The sequence below is a fragment of the Pseudomonas sp. ANT_J12 genome, from assembly GCF_008370045.1.
Lineage (GTDB): Bacteria > Pseudomonadota > Gammaproteobacteria > Pseudomonadales > Pseudomonadaceae > Aquipseudomonas.
The window spans coordinates 447,030-471,964 of sequence record NZ_VOBN01000001.1 but is presented as its reverse complement, the minus strand read 5'-3'; the positions used below and the strand labels follow the sequence as shown (position 1 = coordinate 471,964).

The window sequence follows — 24,935 nt, the reverse complement described above, 5'->3', positions numbered from 1 at the left end:
AGACAGAGACGATCACTGGATCAGGCCGAACTCTTTGGCCAGCACTTTGTAGTCCGCGACTTGCTTCTTCACGTAGGTGTCCAGCTCCGGGCCGGTCATGGCGAACGGGAACAGCTCACGCTGATCGCGCAGCTTGGCGAAGTCCTCGGAAGCCAGCAGTTTGTCGAAAGCGTCTTTCCACCAGGCGTAGTCTTCGTCGCTGACCTTCGGCCCGAGGTAGAAGCCGCGAACCACTGGCCAGACGATGTCGTAGCCTTGCTCCTTGGCCGTCGGGATGTCCTTCATTTCCGGCTCGTCCAGACGCTTGTCGGAGAACACCGCCAGCAGGCGCATGTCGCCGCTCTGGATGTGCGGCATGGAGTCGGAAATGTCGGTGCTGCCGACCTGGATGTGGCCGCCCAGCAGGGCGGTGGCGATTTCACCGCCGCCTTCGAGGGCGACGTAACGCAGGTCGCGCGGGTTGATCCCGGCGGCCTTGGCGATCAGCGCGGTTTGCATCCAGTCCTGGCTGCCGACAGTGCCGCCGGAACCGATCACCACTTTGCTCGGATCTTTCTTCAACGCTTGAACGAGATCGTCGAGGGTCTTGTAAGGCGAATCGCTTTTCACCGCGATGGCGCCGTAGCTGGTGCCGACCGCGGCCAGCCAACGCACGTTGGTTTCATCGAAACGCCCGAACTTGCCTTGGGCCAGGTTCAGCAGCGAACCGCTGGACCACGCCACCAGCGTGCCGGCATCCGCCGGGCGCTGGGCGACCACCGCGTTGTACGCCACCGCGCCGACACCGCCGGGCATGTAGGTCACGCGCATCGGTTTGGTCAGCAGTTTTTCATTCACCAGCGCGCTTTGCGCCAGTTTGCAGGTCAGGTCGAAACCGCCGCCGGGGGAGGCCGGGGCGATGCATTCCGGGCGCTTGGGCTCGGCCATCAGTTGGCCGGCGAACAGCAGGGCGCTGGCGGTCAGAGCAACTTTACGCAGTGATAAGTTCATTCAAGTCTCCTTGGGAGTTGTTGTTATGGATGTACTGAATTACCAAAGTGCAACGCTATAGCTCACCAGCAGACGCACTTCATCGGCATCGCGAGCGGAGTAGTTGGAACGGTAGGTGGCATTACGCAGGCGCACGGCGACGTCCTTGAGCGCGCCGCTTTGTACAACATATTTGATCTCGGTGTTGCGCTCCCACTCTTTGCCTTCGTCACCGTTCTTGAGCTTGATGTTGTCACCGCTCAGGTAACGGCTCATGAAACTCAGGCCGGGGATGCCGAGTTTGGCGAAGTCGAAGTCGTAGCGTGCCTGCCAGGAATGTTCTTCGGCACCGGCAAAGTCGTTGATCTGTACAAAGTTGACCAGGTACGGGTCGGCGCCATCGACATACGGGAACGCACTGTCGCCGGACATGTGCTGATAACCGGCGCTGAATTTATGCCCGCTCAAGGCATAGCTCACCAGGCCGTTGAGGGATTTGTTGTCGATCTTGCCGCCACGGGCCGCGCCCTGGTCATCACTGATCGCCAGTCGCAGGTCGGTGCCGAAAGTGCCCGGGCCGAACGGTTGCGAGGCGACCACGCCGAGGAAGTGCTGGTTATAGACTTCATCGAGTTGCGCGAAGTGGTAGCTGCCGGTGATCTTGTCGGTGAACTTGTAGTCCACGCCGCCAAAATCGAAGTGCTTGCCGGCGGCCGTGCCGGCGAAACGGCTGTTCTTGTTGTTGAGGGCAATGTCTTCGAAATCGGTGCTGTCGCGGTCCTTGGCTTTCTCCAGTCGGCCACCGGTGAAGGTCAGGTTCTTGATCTCTTTGGAGGTCAGCAGACCGCCTTCAAAGGTCTGCGGCAGGATGCGTCCGTCGTTGGGCTTGAGGATCGGCAGTTCCGGAATCAGGCTGCCGATTTTCAGTTCGGTGGCGGAGATTTTTACTTTGCCGGTCAGGCCCAGTTTGGAGTACTCGTCGGCGGCGCGGCCGTCATCATGGGTCGGCAACAAGCCAGTGCCGGTGCGGTCGGGACTCGAATCGAGCTTGACCCCCAGCATGCCCAGCGCATCGACACCGAACCCCACGGTGCCGTCGGTGTAACCCGATTGCAGATTGAGCAGAAAGCCCTGGGCCCATTCGTCACGCTTGGATTGCTGGGCGCTGGTGCCGTCGCGAAAGTCGCGGTTGAAATACATGTTGCGGGTTTCAAGGGTTGCCGTACTGTCTTCGAAGAAGGCAGCCTGGCTCAACGGCGAAAAGCCGGCGAAGGCGGCGGCACTGGCAAGGGCGGTCTGGCTGAGGCGGGAAAAACGAACAGGCGGGCGAGCCTGAAGCTGCATGGACAGCATCGTGAAGTACTCCGTTATTGTTCTTATTGGCGAAAACGCATCGAGGCGTTTTTCGTGTTCACTAGTGCGCTAGCGACGGCCAGTTAAAACTGTCCGTGGCTGGACTCTAACCGGCCAACCTTTCGCTAACCTTTCAGCTGACTTTCACGGTTTTAGGGCTTCACAGCGGCGGTTGCGGCTGTAAACTCCGCGGCAAAGAATGGCGTCGACCATCCCTGAATGAGGTAAAAAGCCATGCGTGTCCTGCTCGTCGAAGACCATCTGCAGCTCGCCGAAAGTGTCGCCCAGGCGCTCAAGAGCACGGGTCTGACCGTGGATGTGCTGCACGACGGCGTGGCGGCCGACCTGGCCTTGAGCAGCGAGGAATACGCCATGGCGATCCTCGACGTCGGCCTGCCACGAATGGATGGTTTCGAAGTGCTGGCGCGTTTGCGAGCCCGGGGCAAGAACCTGCCGGTGTTGATGCTGACCGCGCGCAGCGACGTCAAGGATCGGGTTCACGGCCTTAATCTGGGCGCCGACGATTACCTGGCCAAGCCGTTCGAATTGACCGAACTCGAGGCCCGGGTCAAAGCCTTGCTGCGCCGTAGCGTGCTCGGCGGCGAGCGTCAACAGCGCTGCGGCGTGCTGGCCTATGACCTCGACACCCGGCGCTTCACCCTCGGCGAAGAATTGCTGACCCTGACTTCTCGCGAGCAGGCAGTGCTTGAAGCTTTGATCGCTCGTCCCGGTCGGGTGATGAGTAAGGAACAATTGGCTTCTCAAGTGTTTGGCCTGGACGAAGAGGCCAGCCCCGACGCCATCGAAATCTACGTCCACCGTTTGCGCAAGAAACTCGACGGCCAACCCGTGGCGATCGTGACCTTCCGCGGCCTCGGCTATTTGCTGGAAAGCCGCGATGCATAAGCCGAGCAGCCTGCGCTGGCGGTTGCTGTGGAATCTGGCGTTGCTGCTGGTGGTGTTGATGCTGGCCAGTGGTTTGAGCGCTTATTGGAACGGTCGCGAAGCCGCCGACACGGCGTATGACCGGACCTTGCTGGCCTCGGCGCGGACCATCGCCGCCGGGGTCTCCCAGCGCGACGGCACCCTCAGCGCCGACGTGCCTTACGTGGCGCTCGATACGTTCGCCTACGACAGCGCCGGGCGAATCTTTTATCTGGTCAACGACATCCACCAGAACCTGATCTCCGGCTACGAAAACCTGCCGCCACCACCACCGGGTACGCCGCGCACCGATGACTATCCGGCGCTGGCGCGTTTCTACAACGCCGTTTATCGCGGGCAGAACGTGCGCGTGGTGAGCCTGCTCAAACCCGTCAGCGAGCCGAATATGAACGGCATGGCGGAAATCCGTGTTGCGGAAACCGACGAGGCGCGGGTCAGCATGGCCCGCAGTCTGGCGGCGGATACGCTGCTGCGCCTGGGGATGTTGGCGATTGGTGCGTTGCTGCTGGTGTGGTTTGCGGTGAGTGCCGCATTACGGCCGCTGGAGCGCCTGCGCACGGCGGTGGAAGAGCGCCAGTCCGACGATTTGCGTCCCTTGCCGTTGGTAGAAGTGCAGCATGAACTGTGGCCATTGGTGCGGGCGCTCAATCACTTTACCGAGCGTCTGCGCGGGCAGTTCGAGCGTCAGGCGCAATTTATCGCCGATGCCGCCCATGAATTACGCACGCCGTTGGCGGCGCTCAAGGCGCGTCTTGAACTGGGCTTGCGCGCCAGCGAACCGCAAACCTGGCGCAGTACGTTGGAGACGGCCGCCCAGAGCACGGATCGCCTGACCCATCTGGCTAACCAGTTGCTGTCCCTGGCGCGGGTCGAAAATGGCGCGCGGGCGATTGCCGAGGGGGGCGCACAGCTGCTGGACCTGAGCCAGTTGGCTCGGGAACTGGGCATGGCCATGGCACCACTGGCCCACGCGCGCGGCGTGGCGCTGGCGCTGGAAGCGGACGAACCGGTGTGGTTGCGCGGTGAACCGACGTTGTTAAACGAATTGCTGAGCAATCTGGTGGACAACGCCCTGGCCCACACACCGCCGGGCGGCAATGTGATCCTGCGCGTAACGGCACCCGCCGTGTTGGAGGTTGAGGACGACGGGCCGGGCATTCCCCTGGAAGAGCGCGATCGGGTATTCGAGCGCTTTTACCGGCGTAATCAGCAGGTCGCGGGGTCCGGGTTGGGGTTGGCGATTGTGGGGGAGATTTGTCGTGCGCATTTGGCGCAGATCAGTCTTCACGACGGGGAGCGTGCGGGGTTGAAGGTGAGGGTGAGTTTTATTGCCGGGGAGTGAGGGTGTTTGTGCCGGCCTCTTCGCGGGCAAGCCTCGCTCCTGCAGAGGGCTCGTTGCGTCTGTAGGAGCAAGGCTTGCCCGCGAAGGCCGCAACTCGGTCTCGATTAATAAAACATCGACCTGGATTCTTCCAGCTCCAGGCACATCGCCTCGTTCTCGGGATCAATCCCCAGCTTCTTGAAGGCCGGCACACTGAACGCGTCGATGCGCGCCAGCGGGTGGTCGGTGCCTTTGTGGCAATACAGGCTGGCGACCTGCACCAGGTCGACATAATCCACCTTTGCGGACTCACGCTTGAAGTCCAGATACTGGCCCGGCAATTTCACCAGCATTTCCGGAAATTCCCAGACGCTGAGCAGTTTATCGCCCAGCAGCGGATGAATGCGGTCGATCACATGATTGAGGCTGACCGGGTCCGAGAGCAGTTCGTAGTGATCTTCGGCGTACGTCAGGATCGGCAGCACCCCAATCTGATGCACCAGACCGCCCAAGGCTGCCTGATCCGGTTTGAGCTGGGTGTAACGGCGGCACAGGGCATAACTGATCCCGGCGATTTCAAGGCTTTTGCGCCAGACATCGCGCATTTTCTGCTCTACCACCTCGGAACTGGCGTGGAAGATTTGCTCCATCACCAGGCCAATGGCCAGGTTGCTGCTGTAATTCACGCCCAGCCGGGTGATGGCGGTGTGCAGGTCGGTGACTTCCTGGGTCGCCCGCAGCAACGGGCTGTTGACCACTTTGATCAGGCGCGCCGACAGTGCGGTATCGCGGCCAATCACCTTACTCAAGGTGCTAACGCTGATTTCCGGATCTTCAGCGGCCTTGCGAATCCGCAGGGCCACTTCCGGTAATGTTGGCAGAACCAGGTCATCGTTATCGATGGCCTCAACCAAATCCTGTTGGACCTTATCCGCCAGCTCACTCATTTCTGTTCTCTAGGGTCTTGCAAAAAAATACTGCTCTCAGCGCTGGATTTCTTTATCGCGATCCAGCGTGTAGGGCAGGTCGAGCAGGTGCAGGGCAGGGCCTTCGAGCGCTGCCAGATGGATATCACCCGACTCTGCAGCTTCGGCTTGCAGCACCGCCAGGAGTTCAATGTTTAGTTCGCCGCGTGCGGCAATCACCACTTCGCCGATGGCGCTGCCGTGGCTTGGAGCAAACAGCTGGGTGCCGGGCTCAGGCAATTCATTGCCATCCAGCTTCAGGCGATACAAGCGACGCTTGAGTTTGCCCAGGTATTGCATGCGCGCGACGATTTCCTGGCCGGTGTAGCAGCCTTTCTTGAAACTCACGCCGCCGACGGCTTGCAGGTTGAGCATCTGCGGGATGAACAGCTCGCGGGTGCTCGGCATGACCTGGCCGATCCCTGCGCGGATCTGGCCCAGCAGCCATTGATTCAGCTCGCCTTCGGTCAGCAGGGTAGCGAGTTTGCCTTTGATCGCATCGGCTTGATCGGCAGCGACCCACAGTTCCGCCCGCTCAGGCGATACACGAATGGCGATCAAGCCATCGTTACGCACAACACTGTCAGTGTCGGCCGGCAACTCAAGACCCAGGCTGCGCAATGCGGCATCGCCATGGTCGAGGCCCAAGCGCACCCAGGCGGCGCTTTCGTCGGTCAGTTTGGATTTGGAAAACACCGCGTATTTTTTCAGGTCCGCCAGTTGCGGCTCCAGCAGTTCGCTGGCCATGGCCAGGAGCACGCCATCGCCATCCAGCAGAATGCGGAAACTCGACTGCATCCGGCCTTTCTGGGTACAGCGGGCACCGAGGCTGGCCTGGGTGTCACTCAGGTAATTGAGGTTGCAGGTCAGTTGGCCCTGCAGGAACTTGCCGGCATCCGCGCCGCGGACCGCGAGAACGCCTTCGTGTGACAGGGTGCAGAAAAAAGCAGAATCGGCCATGGGTCATCGCAGGGTAAAGAGTCTGGGGGACATCATAAGGGGGCGCCCATGAAATGGGTAGTTCACAAAAGGTCGGGAGGGCCGACCAAAGCCGACTGTTCGACCGTGCGTGGGGCTGTATACTTGCCGCCTATTTGAGGAGCGCTCCATGGTCGAAGATGTTGAACTGAATCGCCTCTACTGGCACAGCCGCCGCGGCATGCTTGAGCTTGACGTGTTGCTGGTGCCGTTCGTGAAAGAGGTCTACCCGCACCTCAATGATGTCGACCGCGATTGCTACCGCAAGCTGCTTGAGTGCGAAGATCAGGACATGTTCGGCTGGTTCATGGAACGCGCCGAATCGGAAGATCCGGAGCTTCAGCGCATGGTTCGCATGATCCTGGACCGTGTCCAGCCCAAGTAATGGGTTCGAATGCCGCTGGCATGCCTCACGGCAGTTGCTGGCGGTTTACGTTGTGGCCCAGCTGTTCGCGTTGGGTTCTTTGTTTCTTCTTTCTATACCTGCCTGGGCTAGCGTGCTCGGCATCTTGCTGTGCGCGGTTCATGGCTTTTGGGCGTTGCCGCGACAGATTTTACTGACGCATCCGCAGGCGTTTCGCGGGTTGCGTCGTGATGCGGACGGCTGGCAATTGTGGAATCAGGCGGGAGGTTGGCAGTCGGTGCAACTGCGGCCGGACAGCCTGGCGCTACCGTTGGTCGTGGTGCTGCGGTTTCGTCTGCGAGGCGAGCGGCGGGTCAGGACGATCTGTGTGCCCCGGGATGCGCAGGCAGCGGATCTGCACCGTCGCCTGCGAGTCCGGTTGAAGTTCAGTCGGCGTAGGTGGGCGGCACCAGAATAGTGTCCAGGGCCACCGGCAGCAGGTTTGGGTAGTCGAGGGTGTAATGCAGGCCGCGGCTTTCCTTGCGTTCCATGGCTGAGCGGATCATCAATTCGGCCACCTGGGCCAGGTTCCTCAACTCGATCAAATCCCGGCTGACTTTATAGTTGCTGTAGAACTCGTCGATTTCGTCCAGCAACAACCGCACCCGATGCTGGGCTCGTTGCAGACGCTTGTTGGTGCGCACGATGCCGACGTAGTCCCACATGAAGCGCCGCAGCTCATCCCAGTTGTGCGCGATGATCACGTCTTCGTCGGAGTCAGTCACCTGGCTGGCATCCCAGACGGGCAGGGCGATGGGGATCGACACCTGCGGCAACTGTTCAAGAATGTCCGCCGCCGCCGAACGCGCATAGACGAAACATTCCAGCAGCGAGTTGCTGGCCATGCGGTTGGCGCCGTGCAGGCCGGTGAAACTGGTTTCGCCAATGGCGTACAGCCCCGGCACATCGGTGCGGCCCTGCTGATCGACCATCACGCCACCGCAGGTGTAGTGCGCCGCCGGCACTACCGGAATCGGTTGCTTGGTGATGTCGATGGAAAATTCGAGGCAGCGCTCGTAGACCGTCGGGAAGTGGGTCTTGATGAACGCTTCGGGCTTGTGGCTGATGTCCAGGTAGACGCAGTCGACGCCCAGGCGCTTCATTTCATGGTCGATGGCCCGGGCGACGATGTCCCGGGGCGCCAGTTCGGCCCGAGGGTCAAAGCGCTGCATGAAGCGTTCGCCGTTTGGCAGCTTCAGGTGCGCACCTTCGCCGCGCAAGGCTTCGGTGATCAGGAAGCTCTTGGCCTGGGGGTGATACAGGCAGGTAGGGTGAAACTGGTTGAATTCCAGGTTCGCCACCCGGCAGCCCGAACGCCAGGCCATGGCGATGCCATCACCGCAGGCGCCGTCGGGGTTGCTGGTATAGAGGTAGACCTTGGCGGCGCCGCCGGACGCGAGGATCACGAAGCGCGCGCCGTAGGTGTCGACTTCGCCGCTGGCGCGGTTGAGCACGTAGGCGCCGAGGCAGCGGTCGCCTTCCAGGCCGAGACGCTTTTCGGTGATCAGGTCGACCGCGACCCGCTGTTCCAGCAATTCGATGTTCGGGCGTTTTTTCGCCTGATCGAGCAGCGTCCTGAAGATCGCCGCACCGGTGGCGTCGGCGGCGTGGATGATGCGCCGATGACTGTGGCCGCCTTCGCGGGTCAAGTGAAACTCGAAACCGCCGTCTTCGGTGCCGGATTGTTCATCGCGAGTAAAGGGCACGCCTTGGTCGATCAGCCACTGGATGGCTTCCTTGCTGTGCTCGACGGTAAAGCGCACGGCATCTTCATGGCACAGGCCACCGCCGGCATTGAGCGTGTCATCGACGTGGGATTCAACGGTGTCGGTGTCATCCAGGACGGCGGCGACCCCGCCCTGGGCCCAAAATGTCGAGCCGTTGGCGAGGTCGCCTTTGCTCAAGACGGCGATGCGCAGGTGACCGGGCAAGGTCAGCGCAAGGCTCAGACCGGCAGCGCCGCTGCCAATCACCAGAACATCGTGTTGAAACTGTTGGCTCATTTCAGGATTCCGCTCAAAGCGACCCGGGTCGGGGTTGGCGCAAGACACCTGGATCGGCGAGTCAGGCAGCCATACAGCCCACTAGTATATAGAGGGGGGGAGCGGCACAATAGCCGGGCCACCATGGCATTGTGAAACTACAGTGACAGAAAAGACTGGACGCTTCGTCGGATGTTTTTTTCGCCGGTTCGGCGACAAGACGACTGTATCGAGGATTTAACACTCTTTTTCACTTCACGGTTGCACAATGTTGGTTGCACCCGGCTATAAATATTTGGAACTTTTGCCAAGGGCCCAAGATCAATAGCGGGTTGCCTGAATCAAGGGACAGTGTCGGCTTCAGTGCGGGACCTGCGGTTTGGTCCTCGCCGGCGAACCGATGACAAGATTATTCGCGCAGCCGGGTTGTCCCGAGCTGCGCTTTTCGTGCGTGCCAAATCAGAGAGCCCGCAGGAAACTTGCTTGGAGGGGGAGAACTTTTGCGAAAAGCCCGAGTCTATGTTTGCAAGTCTGGTCGTTTAGTTATGCAAGCCTCCTTCGAGCTTATCGAGGAGTGTTCATGCTAACCCAGGAAGAGGATCAGCAGCTGGTTGAGCGCGTCCAACGCGGCGACAAGCGAGCTTTCGATCTGCTAGTGCTGAAATACCAGCACAAAATTCTCGGGTTGATCGTGCGTTTCGTGCACGACACCCATGAAGCCCAGGATGTGGCACAGGAAGCCTTTATCAAGGCTTACCGTGCACTTGGTAATTTCCGCGGAGACAGCGCGTTTTATACGTGGCTTTACCGCATCGCCATCAACACGGCGAAAAACTATCTGGTTTCACGCGGCCGTCGGCCGCCGGATAGTGATGTCAGTTCCGAAGATGCAGAGTTCTACGACGGCGATCATGGCCTCAAGGATCTCGAGTCGCCAGAACGCGCATTGCTGCGGGATGAGATCGAAGGCACTGTCCATCGAACCATCCAGCAACTTCCAGAAGATTTGCGTACGGCCTTAACTTTACGTGAATTCGATGGTCTGAGTTACGAGGACATTGCGGCAGTCATGCAATGTCCGGTGGGTACCGTGCGTTCCCGGATTTTCCGGGCTCGGGAAGCCATCGATAAAGCCCTGCAGCCGTTGTTGCAGGAAAACTGAGACAGCGGCGACAGCCAAGAGAGGAACGCCATGAGTCGTGAAGCCCTGCAGGAATCGCTGTCCGCAGTGATGGATAACGAAGCGGACGAGCTGGAATTGCGTCGGGTACTGAATGCCTTTGACGATGTTGAAACCCGCGAAACCTGGGCTCGTTACCAGATCGCTCGGGCAGTCATGCACAAGGATCTGCTGCTTCCACGTCTGGACATCGCTGCGGCAGTCTCTGCTGCGTTGGAAGACGAAGCCGTCCCGGCCAAGGCAACTCGCGGTCCATGGCGTAGCCTGGGTCGTCTGGCCGTCGCTGCTTCGGTCACCGTTGCTGTATTGGCGGGTGTTCGTCTGTACAACCAGGACGAAATTGCTGGCGTCGAATTGGCGCAGCAATCCACTCAGTCCGCCCTTGTTGCTCCACAAGTCAAGGGTCCGGCTGTATTGGCAGGCTATAGTGAGAGTTCGGAAGCCACTGGCCCTATGGCCAACGGCGTATTGCAAGGTCAGCCGGGTTGGCACGATCAGCGTCTGCCAAGCTACTTGCGCCAACATGCTCAACAGGCTGCACTGAAAGGCACTGAAAGCGCTCTGCCTTACGCTCGTGCAGCAAGCCTGGAAAACCGTTAAGGAGGATCATGCGCGCCATACCTCTACTTTCGCTTCTGCTTAGTGGCTGGTTCGTTGTTCCAGCCCACGCCGATGACGCCCAGGACTGGTTGACACGTCTGGGCCAGGCCGAGCAAACGCAAAGCTTTCACGGTACTTTTGTTTACGAGCGTAACGGTAGTTTTTCTACCCATAACATCTGGCATCGCGTCCAGGATGGCAAGGTCCGCGAGCGTTTACTCCAGCTCGACGGCTCGGCACAGGAAGTCGTGCGCATTGATGGGCATACTCAATGCGTCAGCGGCACCCTGATCGCAGGGCTGGGGGACTCTCCCAACTCTGCCGCTCGTGCACTCGATCCACAAAAGCTCAAGAATTGGTACGACCTTGCCGTCATCGGCAAGTCGCGTGTGGCTGGGCGTGCGGCGGTGATTGTTTCACTGACGCCGCTCGATCAGCATCGTTACAGTTTCGAGTTACACCTGGATAAAGAAACCGGCTTGCCCCTCAAGTCATTGCTATTGAATGACAAAGGGCAATTGCTGGAGCGTTTCCAGTTCACTCAACTGGATACCGCCGACGCGCCGTCGGACAGCGATTTGCAGGCAGGCTCTGACTGCAAGGCGCTTGTCCTCGACACTGACAAGGCGACGGCGATCAAAACCGCCGAGGTCTGGCATTCGGATTGGTTGCCGCCGGGTTTCGAACTCAGCAGCAGCTCCTCGCGCAAAGATCCCGAGACAAAAACCCAAGTCAGCAGTCTGATGTACGACGATGGCCTGGCCCGCTTCTCGGTATTCCTTGAACCGTTGAATGGCGGCACCGTCACCGACACCCGTACTCAACTGGGCCCAACCGTCGCGGTTTCCCGACGCTTGACCACGCCTCAGGGCGAGATGATGGTGACCGTTGTTGGTGAGATCCCGATCGGTACCGCCGAACGGATTGCGCTTTCCATGCGCTCCAGCGCTACAACAGCCAAACAGTGAGCTGAACCAAAATGCTCATGGATCGACGATTTGATAGTGCGAGAGGTCAGCGATGCCCATCCCACCATTGAGATGTCGAAATGTTTAGTGAGCATTTCAATTTGCAAATCCCCCCGAATTTTCCTATAGGTCAGAGCCTCTCGGCTCTGGCCTTGTTTGTTGTTCCCGGAACAAAAATACCGGCGTATCGTTCCCGGTGTTCCTTGCTCCATATCGCTTAACCATGCTCGTCGTAACGGGAGCCGTATGTCGATACCACGCTTGAAGTCTTACCTTTCCATTTTCGCTACCGTGCTCGTGCTCGGTCAGGCGGTTTCTGCCCAAGCGGCGGAATTGCCTGACTTCACGCAACTGGTCGAACAGGCCTCGCCTGCGGTGGTGAACATCAGTACCACGCAAAAACTGCCTGATCGTAAAGTGTCAGGCCAGATGCCCGATCTCGAAGGCCTGCCGCCAGCGCTGCGCGAGTTCTTCGAGCGTGGCATGCCGCAACAGCGCTCGCCGCGTGGCGATCGTCAACGCGAAGCCACGTCCCTGGGTTCGGGTTTCATCATCTCGCCTGACGGCTACATCCTGACCAATAACCACGTGATTGCCGATGCCGACGAAATTCTCGTCCGCCTGGCTGATCGCAGTGAGTTGAAAGCCAAGCTGATCGGCACCGACCCGCGTTCCGACGTGGCACTGCTGAAAATCGAAGGCAAGGACCTGCCGGTGCTCAAGCTCGGCAAATCCCAGGACCTTAAGGCCGGTCAATGGGTTGTCGCCATCGGTTCGCCGTTCGGCTTTGACCACACCGTGACCCAAGGCATCGTCAGTGCCATCGGTCGCAGCCTGCCGAACGAAAACTATGTGCCGTTCATCCAGACCGACGTGCCGATCAACCCGGGCAACTCCGGTGGCCCGCTGTTTAACCTGAACGGTGAAGTGGTCGGGATCAACTCGCAGATCTACACCCGTTCCGGCGGCTTCATGGGCGTGTCGTTCGCCATCCCTATCGACGTTGCGATGGACGTGTCCAATCAGCTGAAAAGCGGCGGCAAAGTCAGCCGCGGCTGGCTGGGTGTGGTGATCCAGGAAGTGAACAAGGATCTGGCTGAATCGTTCGGCCTGGAGAAACCGGCCGGTGCGCTGGTCGCTCAGATCCAGGATGACGGCCCGGCTGCCAAGGGTGGCCTGCAAGTGGGCGACGTGATCCTGAGCATGAACGGTCAACCAATCATCATGTCTGCCGACCTGCCGCATCTGGTCGGCGCGCTGAAGGCGGGTGCCAAGGCCAATCTTGAAGTTGTCCGCGAGGGCAAGCGCAAGAATGTCGAACTGGTCGTCGGCACGATCCCGGAGGAAGGTAAAGAGTCGGATGGCCTGCCGAAATCCGGTGTCGAGAGCAGCAGCAACCGCTTGGGTGTTTCTGTCATCGAGCTGACCGATGAGCAGAAGAAAACCTACGACCTCAAGGGCGGTGTGGTGATCAAGGACGTCGAGGACGGTCCTGCTTCGCTGATCGGCTTGCAGCCTGGCGACGTCATTACGCACCTGAATAACCAGGCGATCGGCTCCACCAAGGAGTTCACCGAAATCGCCAAGGCGCTGCCGAAGAACCGTTCGGTGTCGATGCGGGTTCTGCGGCAAGGTCGTGCCAGCTTCATCACCTTCAAACTGGCTGAATAAACCGGTTGTCGGCTGAATAAAAAACCGCCTCGAAAGAGGCGGTTTTTTTATGCCTGCTTTTTGTTGAAGAGGCTGGTTTAACCCATCATGTCCTTGATCATCCGCTCCTGCTCCATCAGTTCCCGTTGCCGGGCGTCGATGCGCGATGACAGCGGGAAGTTGCCGCTCGCCTTGCGCTTGGCGAAGTCGAGCTGCTGAATGGCCTGGCGGTAATCGCCGACCAGCGCGAAGTATTCGGCGCGCGCCTGATGCAAGCCGATGATATTGCCCGACAGGCCGCGAGTCTCCGCCACCATGTACCAGACATCCGGATCGTCCGGCCGGGACTTGAGCAGATTTTCCAGGGCTTTTTCCGCATCGGCGGTGCGGTTCTGTTTGAGCAGCAGGTCGACTCGGACCTGATTCAGCGGGTAGTTGCCCGGGAACTGGGTGAGCAACCGGTCAACCCGGGACTGTGCATCCGGCAAGCGATTGTTGGTGATGTCCAGATCGACCTGGGCCAGGTTGTAGATGATCTCGTTCGGCGCCGTGGCCAGCAGTTGCTTGAGATTCTCCCGGGCTTCATTCAACTGGCCGCCCTTGATCTGGGCGATGGCCAGGCCGTAGCGAGCGACATCGTTTTTCGGGTTTTCATCGAGCTGGGCGCGAAAGCGTTTGGCGCCCAGACCGGGGGTTTCTTCGTAGACCAACTGCACCCGCGCGCGGATGAGTTGATAACGCATGCTGTCTTCGATGCCGCCCGCCTTGGCCTGTTCGGCACGGTTGCGGGTGTCGGCAATCCGCGACTCGGTCACCGGGTGAGTCAACAGGAACTCCGGTGGCTTGGCGTCGAAGCGATACTGGCGCATCAAACGCTCGAACATGTTCGGCATCGAGCGTGGATCGTAACCGGCCTTTTCCAGATTGAGGATGCCAATCCGGTCGGCTTCCTGCTCGTTCTGGCGTGAGAAACGGCGTTGCTCCTGAATCGCGGCCGCCTGGGTGCCGGCAATGGTCGCGATCCCGGCATCACCGGCGCCAGCGGCGGCAATCACGATCCCGGCCAGCAGGGCGGCCATCATCGGCACTTGCATGCGTTGCGAGGCTTCAACGCCACGGGCGAAGTGGCGTTGCGACAAGTGAGCCAATTCGTGAGCCAGTACCGACGCGTATTCGCCTTCGGTCTGGGCATTGAGGAACAAACCGCCGTTGACCCCGATGATCCCGCCCGGCGCGGCAAAGGCGTTGAGCTGCGGGCTGTTGATCAGGATGAATTCCAGGCGCCGGTCAGTGACCTGGCTGGTCTCCACCAGCTTATAGACGCTGGATTCGACGTAATCCTTGAGCTGCGGGTCATTGAGCTGCGAGACCTGGCTGCGCAACATTGCCAGCCACGCGCGGCCCAACTGGTATTCCTGTTGCGGCGAGACAATGGCAGAACTGGCATCACCGAGTGACGGCAGGTCGTCGGCGAAGCCTGGTGAGGCGAGCAGGCAAGCGAGCGTCAGCAGGGTAGGGCGCAAAAAAGTCATGCACAAAGCCTTAGTCGACAAAGACCTTACTGTAGCCGGACACCGGGCTTCGGACCAGATATTCTAAGCCGCTCAACCACCTGACCCGGAGTGATGCAATGATTGACGCGGTAGCCCATGACGTTGAACTGGACGCCAGTGGCCTGAATTGTCCGTTGCCATTGCTCAAGGCCAAGCTGGAGCTCAATCGGATGGCCAGCGGCGCGGTTCTCAAGGTGATCGCCACGGATGCGGGTTCCCAGCGCGACTTCCGCACCTTTGCCCGGTTGGCCGGTCATACGCTGCTGCGTGAAGAAGACGAAGCGGGCATTTACCGCTATTGGTTGAAAAAAGCCTGAAACCGGCTGCGTTTGTGACTAAGGATTATTGATGTTCAAAGTGTTACGCGACTGGATTCAGCGCTACTTCTCCGATGAAGAAGCCGTGGTGCTGGCGGTGCTGCTGATCCTGGGCTTTACCGCCGTGCTCACCTTGGGCGGCATGCTCGCGCCGGTGCTGGCCGGGATGGTGCTGGCGTATCTGATGCAAGGACTGGTCGTCACCCTTGAGCGTCTGCGTGTGCCCGGTGGCGCGGCCGTAGGGCTGGTGTTCGCGTTGTTCATGGGGCTGTTGCTGGTGTTTATCGTGGTCGTGGTGCCGTTGCTCTGGCATCAGCTGATCACGTTGTTCAACGAATTGCCCGGCATGCTCGCCAAGTGGCAGTCGCTGCTGTTGCTGCTACCTGAGCGTTACCCGCACCTGGTGTCCGACGAGCAGGTGCTGCAAGCCATCGAAGTGGCCCGGGGCGAGATTGGCAAGTTTGGCCAGTGGGCGCTGACGTTCTCGTTGTCGAGCCTGCCGCTGCTGGTCAACATCATGATCTACCTGGTGCTGGTGCCGATTCTGGTGTTCTTCTTCCTGAAGGATCGGGAAATGATCGGGCAGTGGGTTCGCGGCTACCTGCCGCGTGAGCGGGCGCTGATTACCCGCGTTGCCCATGAGATGAACCGGCAGATCGCCAATTACATTCGCGGCAAGGTCATTGAGATCTTCATCTGCGGTGGCGTGACCTACGTCGGTTTCGTCGTGCTGGGGCTCAACTATGCGGCGCTGTTGGCGTTGCTGGTGGGCGTTTCGGTGGTGGTGCCGTATGTCGGCGCCGTAGTGGTTACCGTGCCGGTCATGCTGATTGCGTTGTTCCAGTGGGGCTGGAGCGATCAGTTTATCTACCTGATGGCGGTCTACGGGATCATTCAGACCCTGGACGGCAACGTGCTGGTGCCGCTGCTGTTCTCGGAGGCGGTCAACCTGCATCCGGTGGCGATCATCTGCGCGGTGTTGTTGTTTGGCGGGTTGTGGGGCTTCTGGGGGGTGTTCTTTGCGATTCCCCTGGCGACGCTGTTCAAGGCTGTGCTCGATGCGTGGCCGCGCAAGGAGCCGGTGGTGGCGCCGTTGCTTTGAGGACCTCTCGCGGGCAAGCCTTGCGCCTGCAGACTTGCGTCGTTCCCGATCTGGCGAACGGCGCAAACCCTGTAGGCGCGAGGCTTGCCCGCGAAGGCGCCGGAACAGGCGTCAATAAAATCAGGCCTTGTTCAGTGCCTGAGCCGCAGCCAAAACCGCATCCACATGCCCCGGCACCTTCACGCCGCGCCATTCCTGACGCAGCACACCGTTCTTGTCGATCAGGAACGTGCTGCGATCAACGCCCATGTATTCCTTGCCGTAGAGCTTTTTCAGCTTGATCACATCGAACAGCTGGCAGAGCGCTTCTTCCTTGTCGCTGATCAGCTCGAAGGTGAACGCCTGCTTGGCCTTGAAGTTCTCGTGGGATTTCAGGCTGTCGCGGGACACGCCGAAAACTTCAGTGTTGGCGGCTTTAAAGGCCTCCAGCTGATCGCGAAAACCCTGGCCCTGGGTCGTGCAGCCCGGGGTGCTGTCCTTCGGATAGAAGTAAATCACCACCTGCTTGCCTTTGAGGCTCGCGAGGCTGACGGTCTGCCCGCTGGTGGCGGGTGCTTCGAAGTCGGTAACCGGTTGGTCGATAGCAACGGCCATTAAAGCTTCCTTACATTGGGTTTTGTGGGCGCCACGGTTCGATCAGGGCGTCCAGGTTCAGCGCGTCGGCGAAATCCAGGAACTGATCGCGCAGCCAGCTGATTTGCACGCCGGCCGGCAGCGTCACGGTAAATGTGGCGTTAAGCATGGTGCCGCCGGTTTGCGGTGCCTGATACGTGTCGCAGGTCAGGTTTTCCAGCTCGACGTTGTGGTCCATGAAGAACTGGCACAACTCATTGATGATGTCCGAGCGGTAGGCCGAGCTGACATAGGCAACGTAAGGCAGGGCCTGTGGACGGTTCTCCAGGGCCGCGCTACGCACCACGTTGACCGTGAAGGCGTGCTTCTTGGCGAGGATCGGCAGGCTGCCTTCCAGGCGGGCCAGGGCATCCCAGCTGCCGGAGATCTCGAGGATCAGGGCACTGCACTCGCCATGACGGGTCAGGCGAGAAGTGACCACGGCGCAGCGGTTTTCATGGCTGGCGCGGCACAGGACGTTAGTCAGCTCCATGGGGTTGGCGCCGAGGGCACTGATGACAAGGAATTGTTCGCGAACTGTGGGGGTGGACATGCAGCATTCCTAAAGCGATGAGCGGTCGATACTTCTACGGGCTTTTTTTACCGGGGGCGACCCTGCGCAGACGAATTCAGAAAACCCGAGCCGAAGGTTGCAACGTGCTCCGCAGTGGCGGGAGCGAGGGGTGGCAACGCTGGATCGGGGCTTGTGATGCCGAAAATGGAGGCTGGAACCCGGCGTACGAGCTTATCAGTACCGATCAAAGTCTGAAGGGTAGCGAAAAGCAGCGCCAAGGGGAATGGCAGCAGCGCAGTACTTCGCTTGTACAAGCATCTTGGCGCCAGTACCATTACGGCTCTCTTTTTCCGGCAGGAGCGGTTGCATGATTGCGGGCAGTATGGTGGCACTGGTCACACCCATGGATGCACAAGGTCGTCTCGACTGGGACAGCCTGAGCAAACTGGTGGACTTTCACCTGCAAAACGGCACCCACGCGATCGTGGCGGTCGGCACTACAGGTGAATCGGCCACGCTAGACGTGAACGAGCACATCGAAGTGATTCGTTACGTGGTCAAGCAGGTTGCAGGGCGCATCCCAGTCATCGCCGGTACGGGTGCGAACTCGACGCGCGAAGCCATCGAGCTGACCACCAACGCCAAGAGCGCCGGCGCGGACGCCTGCCTGCTGGTCACGCCGTATTACAACAAGCCGACCCAGGAAGGCTTGTACCAGCACTTCAAGGCCATCGCCGAAGCCGTCGATATCCCGCAGATCCTCTATAACGTGCCTGGCCGCACTGCGTGCGACATGCAGGCCGAGACCGTGATCCGCCTGTCGACCGTGAAAAACATCATCGGTATCAAGGAAGCCACCGGCGACCTGGGCCGTGCCAAGGCGATCATCGACGGTGTCAGCAAAGACTTCCTGGTGATCTCCGGTGACGACGCCACGGCGGTCGAGCTGATCCTGCTGGGCGGCAAAGGCAACATCTCGGTGACCGCCAACGTCGCCCCGCGTGACATGGCCGACCTGTGCAACGCCGCGCTCAAGGGCGACGCCGTGACTGCGCGGGCCATCCACGAAAAACTGATGCCGCTCAACAAGACCCTGTTTATCGAATCCAACCCTATCCCCGTGAAATGGGCACTGCATGAAATGGGCTTGATGCCGGACGGTATCCGTCTGCCGCTCACCTGGCTCAGTGCTGCCTGTCACGATCCGCTGCGGCAGGCCATGCGCCAGTCCGGCGTCCTGGTTTAATTGAGGAAGTACAACGCATGAAGCGAATGGCCGGACTTTCCGCACTTGCCTTGATTATCTCCAGCACCAGTGGCTGTGGATGGATCTGGGGCCCGGAAGGTTACTTCCGTGACCGTGGTAGCGATTACCTGGAAGCGCAACAGACTGCACCGATGCAACTTCCACCGGATGTCCAGACCGCCAAACGTCTGGATCCGCTGTTGCCGATCCCGCGTAACGTGGCCGATGACACCGCCAAGGGCGAATACATCGTGCCGCGTCCGCAGCCGCTGTCGGCGGTGGCTGACGCCAGCGACTACACCCTGCAGAAAAGCGGTGACTCGAGCTGGGTCATGGGTCAGCACCCACCGGCCGAAGCCTGGCCTGTGGCCGTGCAATTCTTCCAGGACAACGGTTTCCGCCTGGATGAACAACGTCCGCAAACCGGCGAATTCACCACCACCTGGCAGCATTCCGACGAACTGTCCGCCGCGATGGCCAAGCGCCTGAGCGCGGCCGGCGTCAGCGCCGACAGCGAAACCCGCGTGCGGGTCCGCATCGAGCCAGGCGTGCAGCGCAACACCAGTGAAATCTACGTGGTCAGCGCCCAGCGCCCGGCCGGCAGCACCGCCGACGTCGACTTCACCAACCGCTCGGTCAACACCGGCCTCGACGCTGCACTGGTCGACGACATGCTCGCGAGCATGAGCCGCACGGCCGAGAAGGGCGGTTCGGTTTCGATGCTGGCTTCCCAGGACTCCGATAAGCCAAGTCGCGTCAGCCTGAGCGAAGATGGCAGCGGCAACCCGATCCTGAACGTCGGTCCGGACCTGGATCGTGCCTGGTCGAGCGTCGGTCGCGCGCTGGAACAGGGCGAGTGGCGCGTTGAAGACATCAACCGCAGCCTGGGCTTGTACTACATCAACCTGTCCGAAAAAGCCGAGAAGAAAGACGAGAAGCCTGGCTTCTTCAGCAGCCTGTTCGGCAGTGCGCCGACCAAGGAAGAAGTTGAAGCCCGTGCCGAGCGTTATCAGGTTCGCCTGAGCAAGGTTGGCGAGAACGTCCAGGTCACCGTCGAGAAAAACATCAATACCGTGGCGCCGGCAGAAGTGGCGCGCAAAGTGTTGAGCGTGATTCAGGACAACCTGGGCTGATATCACATGCGTTTTGCCGTTCTCGGCAGCGGTAGCCAAGGGAACGGCACGCTGATAGCCAGCGCTGACACGTATGTGCTGGTGGATTGTGGTTTCTCCCTGCGGGAAACCGAAAAACGCCTGCTGCGCCTGGGTGTAAACCCGGCGCAGTTGAGCGCGATACTCGTGACCCACGAACATGCCGACCACGTGCATGGCGTGGGTTTGCTGTCTCGGCGCTACAATCTGCCTGTCTACCTCAGTCGCGGCACCCTGCGCGGGATGCGCAAACCGATCGAACCCGCAGGCTTCCTGGCCGGCGGCGAGCAATTGCAAATCGGCGCCCTGAACATCGAAGTCATTGCTGTGGCCCACGATGCACAAGAGCCGACGCAATACGTGTTCAATGACGGTGAGCGACGCTTCGGCCTGCTGACCGACCTGGGCTCGTATTGCAACAAGGTGCTGGACGGCTATCGGGACCTCGATGCGTTGATGATCGAGTCCAACCATTGCCGTGACATGCTGGCTCGCGGTCACTACCCCTACTTCCTGAAGCAGCGGGTGGGCGGTGAACTGGGACATTTGAACAACCACCAGGCGGCATTCCTGGTGTCCGAGTTGGGCTGGCAAGGCCTGCAACACCTGGTCCTGGCCCATCTGAGCAGCAAGAACAACCTGCCGCAGCTGGCCCGGCAATGTTTTGTCGACACCCTCGGGTGCGACCCGGACTGGCTGCAACTGGCCGATCAAGATTCAGGGCTCGACTGGCGACACATCGCCTAGCCCACCTACTTAGCAAGCGGAGCCCATCATGGAAAAACGTGAAGAACTCTACCGCGGCAAAGCCAAATCGGTTTTCAAGACCGATGACGCTGACCGCTTGATCCTGCTGTTTCGCAACGACACCTCGGCGTTCGACGGCAAGCGCATCGAGCAGCTCGACCGCAAAGGCATGGTGAACAACAAGTTCAACGCCTTCATCATGCAGAAACTCGAAGCCGCCGGCGTGCCGACTCAATTCGACAAACTGCTGGGCGACAACGAATGCCTGGTTAAAAAACTCGACATGATCCCGGTCGAATGCGTCGTGCGTAACTACGCCGCCGGCAGCCTGGTCAAGCGTCTGGGCGTCGAAGAGGGCATGAAGCTCAACCCTTACACCTTCGAACTGTTCCTGAAGGACGACGCCAAGGGCGACCCGTTCATCAACGAATCCCACGTCGTGGCGTTCGGTTGGGGCACCGCCGAGCAACTGGTTCGCATGAAAGAACTGTCGCTCAAGGTCAACGAAGTCCTGAGCAAACTGTTCGATGACGCCGGCCTGCTGCTGGTCGACTTCAAACTCGAATTCGGCGTGTTCTCCGACGGCTCCATCGTCCTGGGCGACGAATTCAGCCCGGACGGCTGCCGCCTGTGGGACAAGGCCACCGGCAAGAAAATGGACAAAGACCGCTTCCGCCAGGGCCTCGGTGACGTCATCGAAGCCTACGAAGAAGTCGCCAATCGTCTGGGCGTACTGCTTTAATCGACGCAAGCATCTGATAGCACGGAAAAAAATTGCTTAAGGGGGTTCGCTTCCGGCAAAAGTGTTGTTATGATGCGCGCCGTTGGAGAGATGCCAGAGTGGCCGAATGGGACGGATTCGAAATCCGTTGTACCTTCACCGGTACCTAGGGTTCGAATCCCTATCTCTCCGCCATTATTGAAAAACGAAAACCCCTGATAACTTCAACGTTGTCGGGGGTTTTTCGTTTAGGGCAAAAACAAAATGACTAATTCTGGTACGGTCTTCGTTAATTGGCGATCTGGATATCAGTCATGAACCTGGAAAAACCGCTGACACTCTTGCAGGCGCAACTTCCTGATCTGTTGGCTGTGTACGTATTCGGCAGTCAGATGACCGGTGATGCTGGCGCTGAGAGTGATCTGGATGTAGCGGTGCTTTCTGCAGGGGCGGTCGAGCCGCTGGTACTTTGGCGGTTGTCTGGAGAGCTTGCTGATATCGTAGGTGTTCCTGTCGATTTGCTCGATCTGCGTGCTGCATCAACAGTGATGCAATACCAGATACTGACTACAGGGCGTCGACTTTGGTCCAAAGACAGCCAGGCAGGTCTTTTCGAAAGCTTTATCTTGAGCGAAAAAACTGCATTGGATGCTGCAAGAGCGGAGTTGCTGGCAGATATCCAGAAGGAAGGGAAAGTGTATGGTCGATGATGTTCTCATCAATAAGGCTGCGAGCATTGAGCGTTGTGTAGCGCGAGCTCGTCAGGAATATGAGAAGGATCCCGTCAGTTTTGCCACTGATTTCACTCGTCAGGACGCCGCGATACTGAATATTCAGCGTGCCTGCGAAGCCGCGTTGGATATGGGGCAGCATCTAATTCGCCGTGAGCGTCTAGGGGTGCCACAGAGTGCGCGTGACGTGTTTGAGCTGCTATCCACGGGTGGATGGGTAAGCGCTTCGCTGCTCAGCAGTCTTAAGAATATGGTGGGGTTCCGCAATATTGCCGTACACGAGTATCAAATCCTCCAATTGCCGATTACTGTGGCGATAATCACCAATCATCTCGATGACTTTCTGCAATTCAGCTCCCATATTTTGATCAGGGATGCGAGTTTGGGAAGTCAACAGGGCTGACAACTCCCTCTTTCCGAGCGGATATATACGCTGCAACGTCTCCAACGATAAGCTGCGCAAAGTTCTACCCCCTGATCTCTCCGCCATTATTGAACAAGACGAAGCCCCCGTAATCATTGCTGATGACGGGGGCTTTTTCGTTTCTGGGGTTTTGTTTAGGGCAATTTAAAGTCCATACGAACAAGGGCGCTAAAAAGGCGCCCTTGTGGCGCAAGGACGTGCAAGGCTAGCCCGCTTTCGGCCACCCCCAGTGCCCGGAATCCGGCTCTACCAGCCGTTCAAAATGCCCACCAATCCCCTCAATCAACCCTGCATCCTTGACCGGATCCAGCCCCGGATACGGTTTGCCGTTGTAACTCCCCGTATACGTCAACATTGCCTCGACACTCCCGCTCTCTTCATAAAGCGTGCGCATCAACTGACTTTCCTGATCCTTGGCGTCCGTCGAACGCAGCGCGTAATGCAGGGCTAGCGCTGTGCCGAACTCGAGGCCGGTAGAATCGATCCCGTGTTTGCGGGCCAGGTCGATGCTGCGCAAGATGCGTTCGTTGCGTTGCAGTTTACGCAGCGGGTCACGGCCGACTCGGGCACACGGGTCTTTGAAGGAGGTGTTGCAGCGTTCGAGGAAGGTTTTGGCGAAACCGGCGACGGCTTCGCTCATTTGCGGGTTTTCCGCTACCAGGGCCGGACCGACTTCCTGGCGGATCAGGCGTTCAGCCAATGCACTGACGCGCGGGTCGCCCATGCCCTGGCCCAGCCACGAATAGCCCAACAGGCTGGCGTACCAGGCAATGATCGCGTGGGGACCGTTCCACAAGAGGTTCTTGATGACCTGGGTCTGGGTGATGTCTTCCACGGTTTTCACCTGGCGCAGTCGCTCTAGCAAGTTGCTGCCGCGCTCGACGTAGAGAGGCATGTCCGGTTCGCTGTTGAACAGGATCAGGTGCATCTGGCTCAGGGCGTTGCTCGACTGGGCGAAGGGCCGGAAACGGCCGATCAGCCGTTCATATTCGGGCGCCTTTGTGGTCGTCAGTGCCTGGGGGGCGCTCGGTTCGTCGCTAAGGCTGTTCTGGAAGATCTTCGACTTGATCCGCAGTTGCCGAAGCAAGGCCTCGTTGGAAATCTTCGAGACGATGCGGCTGACGACGGTTTCGGCAAAGTGGGTCTTGTCCAGGATCTGCTGGCAAGTTTCAGGCGAAACCAGCAGCAACAGTTGCGCTTCGACATGGCGGCGGACGAAGGCGGCGCCACCGACCTTGTTCAGCACGATCAGGATGGTCAGTTCGCGTCTACGGCGTTCGTAACGGCGGATCAAACCCTTGGCGATGACATCGGCCTGTTTGCGGATGGCGGGCTCGGGCAGGCTCAGGCCGACGATTTCCGCGACGTCGTACATATCGATCACCGCTTCGGCGTCGTCCATGTCGATCATCCGCAGGTTTTCGATGGTCTGGTCGAAGGACGTGGCGCCGTAGCGCACGCTGAACCGGCCGAAGGCGTCGACCGTTTCACGCAGCATGCGCGAACGGGTGGCGCCGATGATTTCACAGGGCCGGGTGTAACCGTCCCAGTGGGAGAAAATCTGTGTCAGGTAACCGCCGCCCATGGCGCCGAAGCCGTGGATGCCGACGCGAAACTGATTGAGGGCCTGGGGGAAGGTCTCGGTCAGTTCGGGGGTGCCGAGGTCGGGCATGCATTCGGTCAGGTCGCCGAGAAATTCCTGCATGTTGCTATAGGCCTTAAGCGCACCGGCCTTGACCTCAGGCGCGGGCGGCTTGATGTCTTCGATCAGGATCGGCTGCCCCTCGGCACGGATCGCCGAGAGCAGGCCGTTTTCCGAATCTTCGACCATGAAGCAGTGGCCCGGCTCGCAATTGAGCGCGCTGGCTGCCCGCAGGAAGATCTCGGGATGGGGCTTGCCCTGGGTGACTTCGTCGCCACACACGGTGATGTCGAAATACTTGAGCACGTTGGCATTGATCAAATACTCCTCGGCAATCGCCCGACGGCTTGAGGTCGCGACCGCCATGGTCAGGCCGTACTTGCGCAAACGCTCCAGCACTTCCAGCAACCCGGCCTTGATCGGCACGCCTTCATTGCGCACATACGCCAACTCAAGTTCATCGGCGCGCTGGCGAATCTCGGCGTAGGGAAAGTCTTCCCCGTTGTGCGCTTTCGCCAGGGCCTCGGCCTTCTTGGCGCTCAGGCCCAGCGAGCCGATCAGGGTTTCCTCGCTCAACGGCTTGCCGAAAATCTCGCTGGACGCCTGCTTGAGGGTTTTGAAGCGCAGGCGTTCGGTGTCAAACATGGTGCCATCCATGTCGAAGATGGCGCTGAATATTCTTTTTCCCTGGAAAAAAATCATTGATTGATACTCCTTGTACCGTGGGGTGGCGCGACGCAAAGCCGCCTGAAAAGGGGCACTGCATCTGCGAAATGAGATGGCCTGGAGCCGACGGGCACGGTTCGAGGCGCGAAGGCCGACCGGGCGATGTCTCGCTCAGGAAGTGATGGGTTCAGATGG

General features: G+C 59.6%; 25 protein-coding genes and 1 tRNA gene. 17 read left to right on the top strand and 9 right to left on the bottom strand.

The window, feature by feature from the left end; all coding sequences use genetic code 11:
- Nucleotides 1-12 precede the first annotated feature (12 nt).
- Together FQ192_RS02320 and FQ192_RS02315 are read right to left on the bottom strand one after the other, a co-directional pair.
- Complete coding sequence (locus tag FQ192_RS02320; RefSeq protein WP_149657192.1) at nt 13-990, bottom strand: tripartite tricarboxylate transporter substrate binding protein; 978 nt, start codon at nt 988-990, stop codon at nt 13-15.
- Between the two features lie 39 nt (nt 991-1,029).
- Complete coding sequence (locus FQ192_RS02315) at nt 1,030-2,322, bottom strand: OprD family porin (protein ID WP_149657191.1); 1,293 nt, start codon at nt 2,320-2,322, stop codon at nt 1,030-1,032.
- A 234-nt stretch (nt 2,323-2,556) separates the two neighbouring features.
- Between FQ192_RS02315 and FQ192_RS02310 the strand changes: the two genes are divergently transcribed.
- Both FQ192_RS02310 and FQ192_RS02305 read left to right on the top strand, forming a co-directional pair.
- Nucleotides 2,557-3,228, top strand: a complete 672-nt coding sequence (locus FQ192_RS02310) for a response regulator (RefSeq protein WP_054046730.1) — start codon at nt 2,557-2,559, stop codon at nt 3,226-3,228.
- Entirely contained in the window at nt 3,221-4,609 is a 1,389-nt protein-coding gene (locus FQ192_RS02305) for a sensor histidine kinase (protein ID WP_149657190.1), read from the top strand. The genes FQ192_RS02310 and FQ192_RS02305 overlap by 8 nt, the downstream gene beginning before the upstream one ends.
- 104 nt (nt 4,610-4,713) lie before the next feature.
- Here FQ192_RS02305 and FQ192_RS02300 read toward each other — a convergent pair whose 3' ends face one another.
- The gene (locus FQ192_RS02300) at nt 4,714-5,535 is read right to left on the bottom strand and encodes an HDOD domain-containing protein (RefSeq protein ID WP_149657189.1); all 822 of its coding nucleotides are present in this window, start codon (nt 5,533-5,535) and stop codon (nt 4,714-4,716) included.
- 36 nt (nt 5,536-5,571) lie between these two features.
- Nucleotides 5,572-6,513 carry a folate-binding protein YgfZ gene (locus tag FQ192_RS02295; protein ID WP_149657188.1) on the bottom strand — a complete coding sequence of 314 codons (942 nt, stop codon included), beginning with the start codon at nt 6,511-6,513 and terminating at the stop codon, nt 5,572-5,574.
- Between the two features lie 148 nt (nt 6,514-6,661).
- On the opposite strand from FQ192_RS02295, the gene FQ192_RS02290 reads away from it, so the two are divergent.
- Nucleotides 6,662-6,916 (top strand): succinate dehydrogenase assembly factor 2, encoded by a 255-nt coding sequence (locus FQ192_RS02290; RefSeq protein WP_007944081.1) that lies wholly within the window; start codon nt 6,662-6,664, stop codon nt 6,914-6,916.
- A complete protein-coding gene (locus FQ192_RS02285; protein WP_149657187.1) occupies nt 6,900-7,352 on the top strand; it encodes a protein YgfX in 453 nt (150 codons plus the stop codon). The genes FQ192_RS02290 and FQ192_RS02285 overlap by 17 nt, the downstream gene beginning before the upstream one ends.
- Here the strand turns inward: FQ192_RS02285 and nadB are convergent.
- On the bottom strand, nt 7,321-8,937 hold the full coding sequence (nadB, locus tag FQ192_RS02280) for an L-aspartate oxidase (protein WP_149657186.1): 1,617 nt from the start codon (nt 8,935-8,937) through the stop codon (nt 7,321-7,323). The two genes, FQ192_RS02285 and nadB, sit on opposite strands and share 32 nt — an antisense overlap.
- Before the next feature lie 559 nt (nt 8,938-9,496).
- On the opposite strand from nadB, the gene rpoE reads away from it, so the two are divergent.
- The 4 genes from rpoE (at nt 9,497) to FQ192_RS02255 (ending at nt 13,335) form a co-directional block, all read left to right on the top strand.
- Complete coding sequence (rpoE, locus tag FQ192_RS02275; protein WP_007944079.1) at nt 9,497-10,078, top strand: RNA polymerase sigma factor RpoE; 582 nt, start codon at nt 9,497-9,499, stop codon at nt 10,076-10,078.
- A gap of 30 nt (nt 10,079-10,108) precedes the next feature.
- Entirely contained in the window at nt 10,109-10,696 is a 588-nt protein-coding gene (locus tag FQ192_RS02270; protein ID WP_149657185.1) for a sigma-E factor negative regulatory protein, read from the top strand.
- An 8-nt stretch (nt 10,697-10,704) separates the two neighbouring features.
- Nucleotides 10,705-11,664, top strand: a complete 960-nt coding sequence (locus tag FQ192_RS02265) for a MucB/RseB C-terminal domain-containing protein (RefSeq protein ID WP_149657184.1) — start codon at nt 10,705-10,707, stop codon at nt 11,662-11,664.
- Nucleotides 11,665-11,910: 246 nt separating this feature from the next.
- A complete protein-coding gene (locus tag FQ192_RS02255) occupies nt 11,911-13,335 on the top strand; it encodes a DegQ family serine endoprotease (protein WP_149657182.1) in 1,425 nt (474 codons plus the stop codon).
- Nucleotides 13,336-13,412: 77 nt separating this feature from the next.
- On the opposite strand, the gene FQ192_RS02250 is transcribed toward FQ192_RS02255, so the two are convergent.
- On the bottom strand, nt 13,413-14,846 hold the full coding sequence (locus tag FQ192_RS02250) for a M48 family metalloprotease (protein WP_149657181.1): 1,434 nt from the start codon (nt 14,844-14,846) through the stop codon (nt 13,413-13,415).
- A 98-nt stretch (nt 14,847-14,944) separates the two neighbouring features.
- Between FQ192_RS02250 and FQ192_RS02245 the strand changes: the two genes are divergently transcribed.
- Nucleotides 14,945-15,184, top strand: a complete 240-nt coding sequence (locus FQ192_RS02245; protein WP_133837453.1) for a sulfurtransferase TusA family protein — start codon at nt 14,945-14,947, stop codon at nt 15,182-15,184.
- A gap of 31 nt (nt 15,185-15,215) precedes the next feature.
- On the top strand, nt 15,216-16,286 hold the full coding sequence (locus FQ192_RS02240) for an AI-2E family transporter (protein WP_149657180.1): 1,071 nt from the start codon (nt 15,216-15,218) through the stop codon (nt 16,284-16,286).
- A gap of 120 nt (nt 16,287-16,406) precedes the next feature.
- Here the strand turns inward: FQ192_RS02240 and FQ192_RS02235 are convergent, their stop codons facing one another.
- Both FQ192_RS02235 and FQ192_RS02230 read right to left on the bottom strand, forming a co-directional pair.
- Complete coding sequence (locus FQ192_RS02235; protein WP_123597202.1) at nt 16,407-16,880, bottom strand: peroxiredoxin; 474 nt, start codon at nt 16,878-16,880, stop codon at nt 16,407-16,409.
- 10 nt (nt 16,881-16,890) lie between these two features.
- The gene (locus FQ192_RS02230) at nt 16,891-17,451 is read right to left on the bottom strand and encodes a glycine cleavage system protein R (protein WP_054046705.1); all 561 of its coding nucleotides are present in this window, start codon (nt 17,449-17,451) and stop codon (nt 16,891-16,893) included.
- A 328-nt stretch (nt 17,452-17,779) separates the two neighbouring features.
- Here FQ192_RS02230 and dapA point away from each other — a divergent pair, with 328 nt between their 5' ends.
- The 7 genes from dapA (at nt 17,780) to FQ192_RS02190 (ending at nt 22,411) form a co-directional block, all read left to right on the top strand.
- Entirely contained in the window at nt 17,780-18,658 is an 879-nt protein-coding gene (gene dapA / locus FQ192_RS02220; protein WP_149657178.1) for a 4-hydroxy-tetrahydrodipicolinate synthase, read from the top strand.
- A 17-nt stretch (nt 18,659-18,675) separates the two neighbouring features.
- On the top strand, nt 18,676-19,791 hold the full coding sequence (gene bamC / locus FQ192_RS02215; RefSeq protein WP_149657177.1) for an outer membrane protein assembly factor BamC: 1,116 nt from the start codon (nt 18,676-18,678) through the stop codon (nt 19,789-19,791).
- 6 nt (nt 19,792-19,797) lie between these two features.
- Nucleotides 19,798-20,556, top strand: a complete 759-nt coding sequence (locus tag FQ192_RS02210) for an MBL fold metallo-hydrolase (protein ID WP_123406244.1) — start codon at nt 19,798-19,800, stop codon at nt 20,554-20,556.
- A gap of 28 nt (nt 20,557-20,584) precedes the next feature.
- The gene (gene purC, locus FQ192_RS02205) at nt 20,585-21,298 is read left to right on the top strand and encodes a phosphoribosylaminoimidazolesuccinocarboxamide synthase (protein ID WP_149657176.1); all 714 of its coding nucleotides are present in this window, start codon (nt 20,585-20,587) and stop codon (nt 21,296-21,298) included.
- An 84-nt stretch (nt 21,299-21,382) separates the two neighbouring features.
- Nucleotides 21,383-21,472 (top strand) — tRNA-Ser (locus FQ192_RS02200).
- 119 nt (nt 21,473-21,591) lie between these two features.
- Nucleotides 21,592-21,987 carry a nucleotidyltransferase domain-containing protein gene (locus tag FQ192_RS02195; protein WP_149657175.1) on the top strand — a complete coding sequence of 132 codons (396 nt, stop codon included), beginning with the start codon at nt 21,592-21,594 and terminating at the stop codon, nt 21,985-21,987.
- The gene (locus FQ192_RS02190; protein ID WP_149657174.1) at nt 21,977-22,411 is read left to right on the top strand and encodes a DUF86 domain-containing protein; all 435 of its coding nucleotides are present in this window, start codon (nt 21,977-21,979) and stop codon (nt 22,409-22,411) included. The genes FQ192_RS02195 and FQ192_RS02190 overlap by 11 nt, the downstream gene beginning before the upstream one ends.
- 226 nt (nt 22,412-22,637) lie before the next feature.
- Here the strand turns inward: FQ192_RS02190 and mtlD are convergent, their stop codons facing one another.
- A complete protein-coding gene (gene mtlD, locus FQ192_RS02185; RefSeq protein ID WP_149657173.1) occupies nt 22,638-24,776 on the bottom strand; it encodes a bifunctional mannitol-1-phosphate dehydrogenase/phosphatase in 2,139 nt (712 codons plus the stop codon).
- Nucleotides 24,777-24,935 lie beyond the last annotated feature (159 nt).

Coding starts and splice junctions, on each gene's coding strand:
- FQ192_RS02320 (WP_149657192.1), bottom strand. CDS start 990: ATGAACTTATCACTGCGTAAAGTTGCTCTGACCGCCAGCGCCCTGCTG.
- FQ192_RS02315 (WP_149657191.1), bottom strand. CDS start 2,322: ATGCTGTCCATGCAGCTTCAGGCTCGCCCGCCTGTTCGTTTTTCCCGC.
- FQ192_RS02310 (WP_054046730.1), top strand. CDS start 2,557: ATGCGTGTCCTGCTCGTCGAAGACCATCTGCAGCTCGCCGAAAGTGTC.
- FQ192_RS02305 (WP_149657190.1), top strand. CDS start 3,221: ATGCATAAGCCGAGCAGCCTGCGCTGGCGGTTGCTGTGGAATCTGGCG.
- FQ192_RS02300 (WP_149657189.1), bottom strand. CDS start 5,535: ATGAGTGAGCTGGCGGATAAGGTCCAACAGGATTTGGTTGAGGCCATC.
- FQ192_RS02295 (WP_149657188.1), bottom strand. CDS start 6,513: ATGGCCGATTCTGCTTTTTTCTGCACCCTGTCACACGAAGGCGTTCTC.
- FQ192_RS02290 (WP_007944081.1), top strand. CDS start 6,662: ATGGTCGAAGATGTTGAACTGAATCGCCTCTACTGGCACAGCCGCCGC.
- nadB (WP_149657186.1), bottom strand. CDS start 8,937: ATGAGCCAACAGTTTCAACACGATGTTCTGGTGATTGGCAGCGGCGCT.
- rpoE (WP_007944079.1), top strand. CDS start 9,497: ATGCTAACCCAGGAAGAGGATCAGCAGCTGGTTGAGCGCGTCCAACGC.
- FQ192_RS02270 (WP_149657185.1), top strand. CDS start 10,109: ATGAGTCGTGAAGCCCTGCAGGAATCGCTGTCCGCAGTGATGGATAAC.
- FQ192_RS02265 (WP_149657184.1), top strand. CDS start 10,705: ATGCGCGCCATACCTCTACTTTCGCTTCTGCTTAGTGGCTGGTTCGTT.
- FQ192_RS02255 (WP_149657182.1), top strand. CDS start 11,911: ATGTCGATACCACGCTTGAAGTCTTACCTTTCCATTTTCGCTACCGTG.
- FQ192_RS02250 (WP_149657181.1), bottom strand. CDS start 14,846: ATGACTTTTTTGCGCCCTACCCTGCTGACGCTCGCTTGCCTGCTCGCC.
- FQ192_RS02245 (WP_133837453.1), top strand. CDS start 14,945: ATGATTGACGCGGTAGCCCATGACGTTGAACTGGACGCCAGTGGCCTG.
- FQ192_RS02240 (WP_149657180.1), top strand. CDS start 15,216: ATGTTCAAAGTGTTACGCGACTGGATTCAGCGCTACTTCTCCGATGAA.
- FQ192_RS02235 (WP_123597202.1), bottom strand. CDS start 16,880: ATGGCCGTTGCTATCGACCAACCGGTTACCGACTTCGAAGCACCCGCC.
- FQ192_RS02230 (WP_054046705.1), bottom strand. CDS start 17,451: ATGTCCACCCCCACAGTTCGCGAACAATTCCTTGTCATCAGTGCCCTC.
- dapA (WP_149657178.1), top strand. CDS start 17,780: ATGATTGCGGGCAGTATGGTGGCACTGGTCACACCCATGGATGCACAA.
- bamC (WP_149657177.1), top strand. CDS start 18,676: ATGAAGCGAATGGCCGGACTTTCCGCACTTGCCTTGATTATCTCCAGC.
- FQ192_RS02210 (WP_123406244.1), top strand. CDS start 19,798: ATGCGTTTTGCCGTTCTCGGCAGCGGTAGCCAAGGGAACGGCACGCTG.
- purC (WP_149657176.1), top strand. CDS start 20,585: ATGGAAAAACGTGAAGAACTCTACCGCGGCAAAGCCAAATCGGTTTTC.
- FQ192_RS02195 (WP_149657175.1), top strand. CDS start 21,592: ATGAACCTGGAAAAACCGCTGACACTCTTGCAGGCGCAACTTCCTGAT.
- FQ192_RS02190 (WP_149657174.1), top strand. CDS start 21,977: ATGGTCGATGATGTTCTCATCAATAAGGCTGCGAGCATTGAGCGTTGT.
- mtlD (WP_149657173.1), bottom strand. CDS start 24,776: ATGATTTTTTTCCAGGGAAAAAGAATATTCAGCGCCATCTTCGACATG.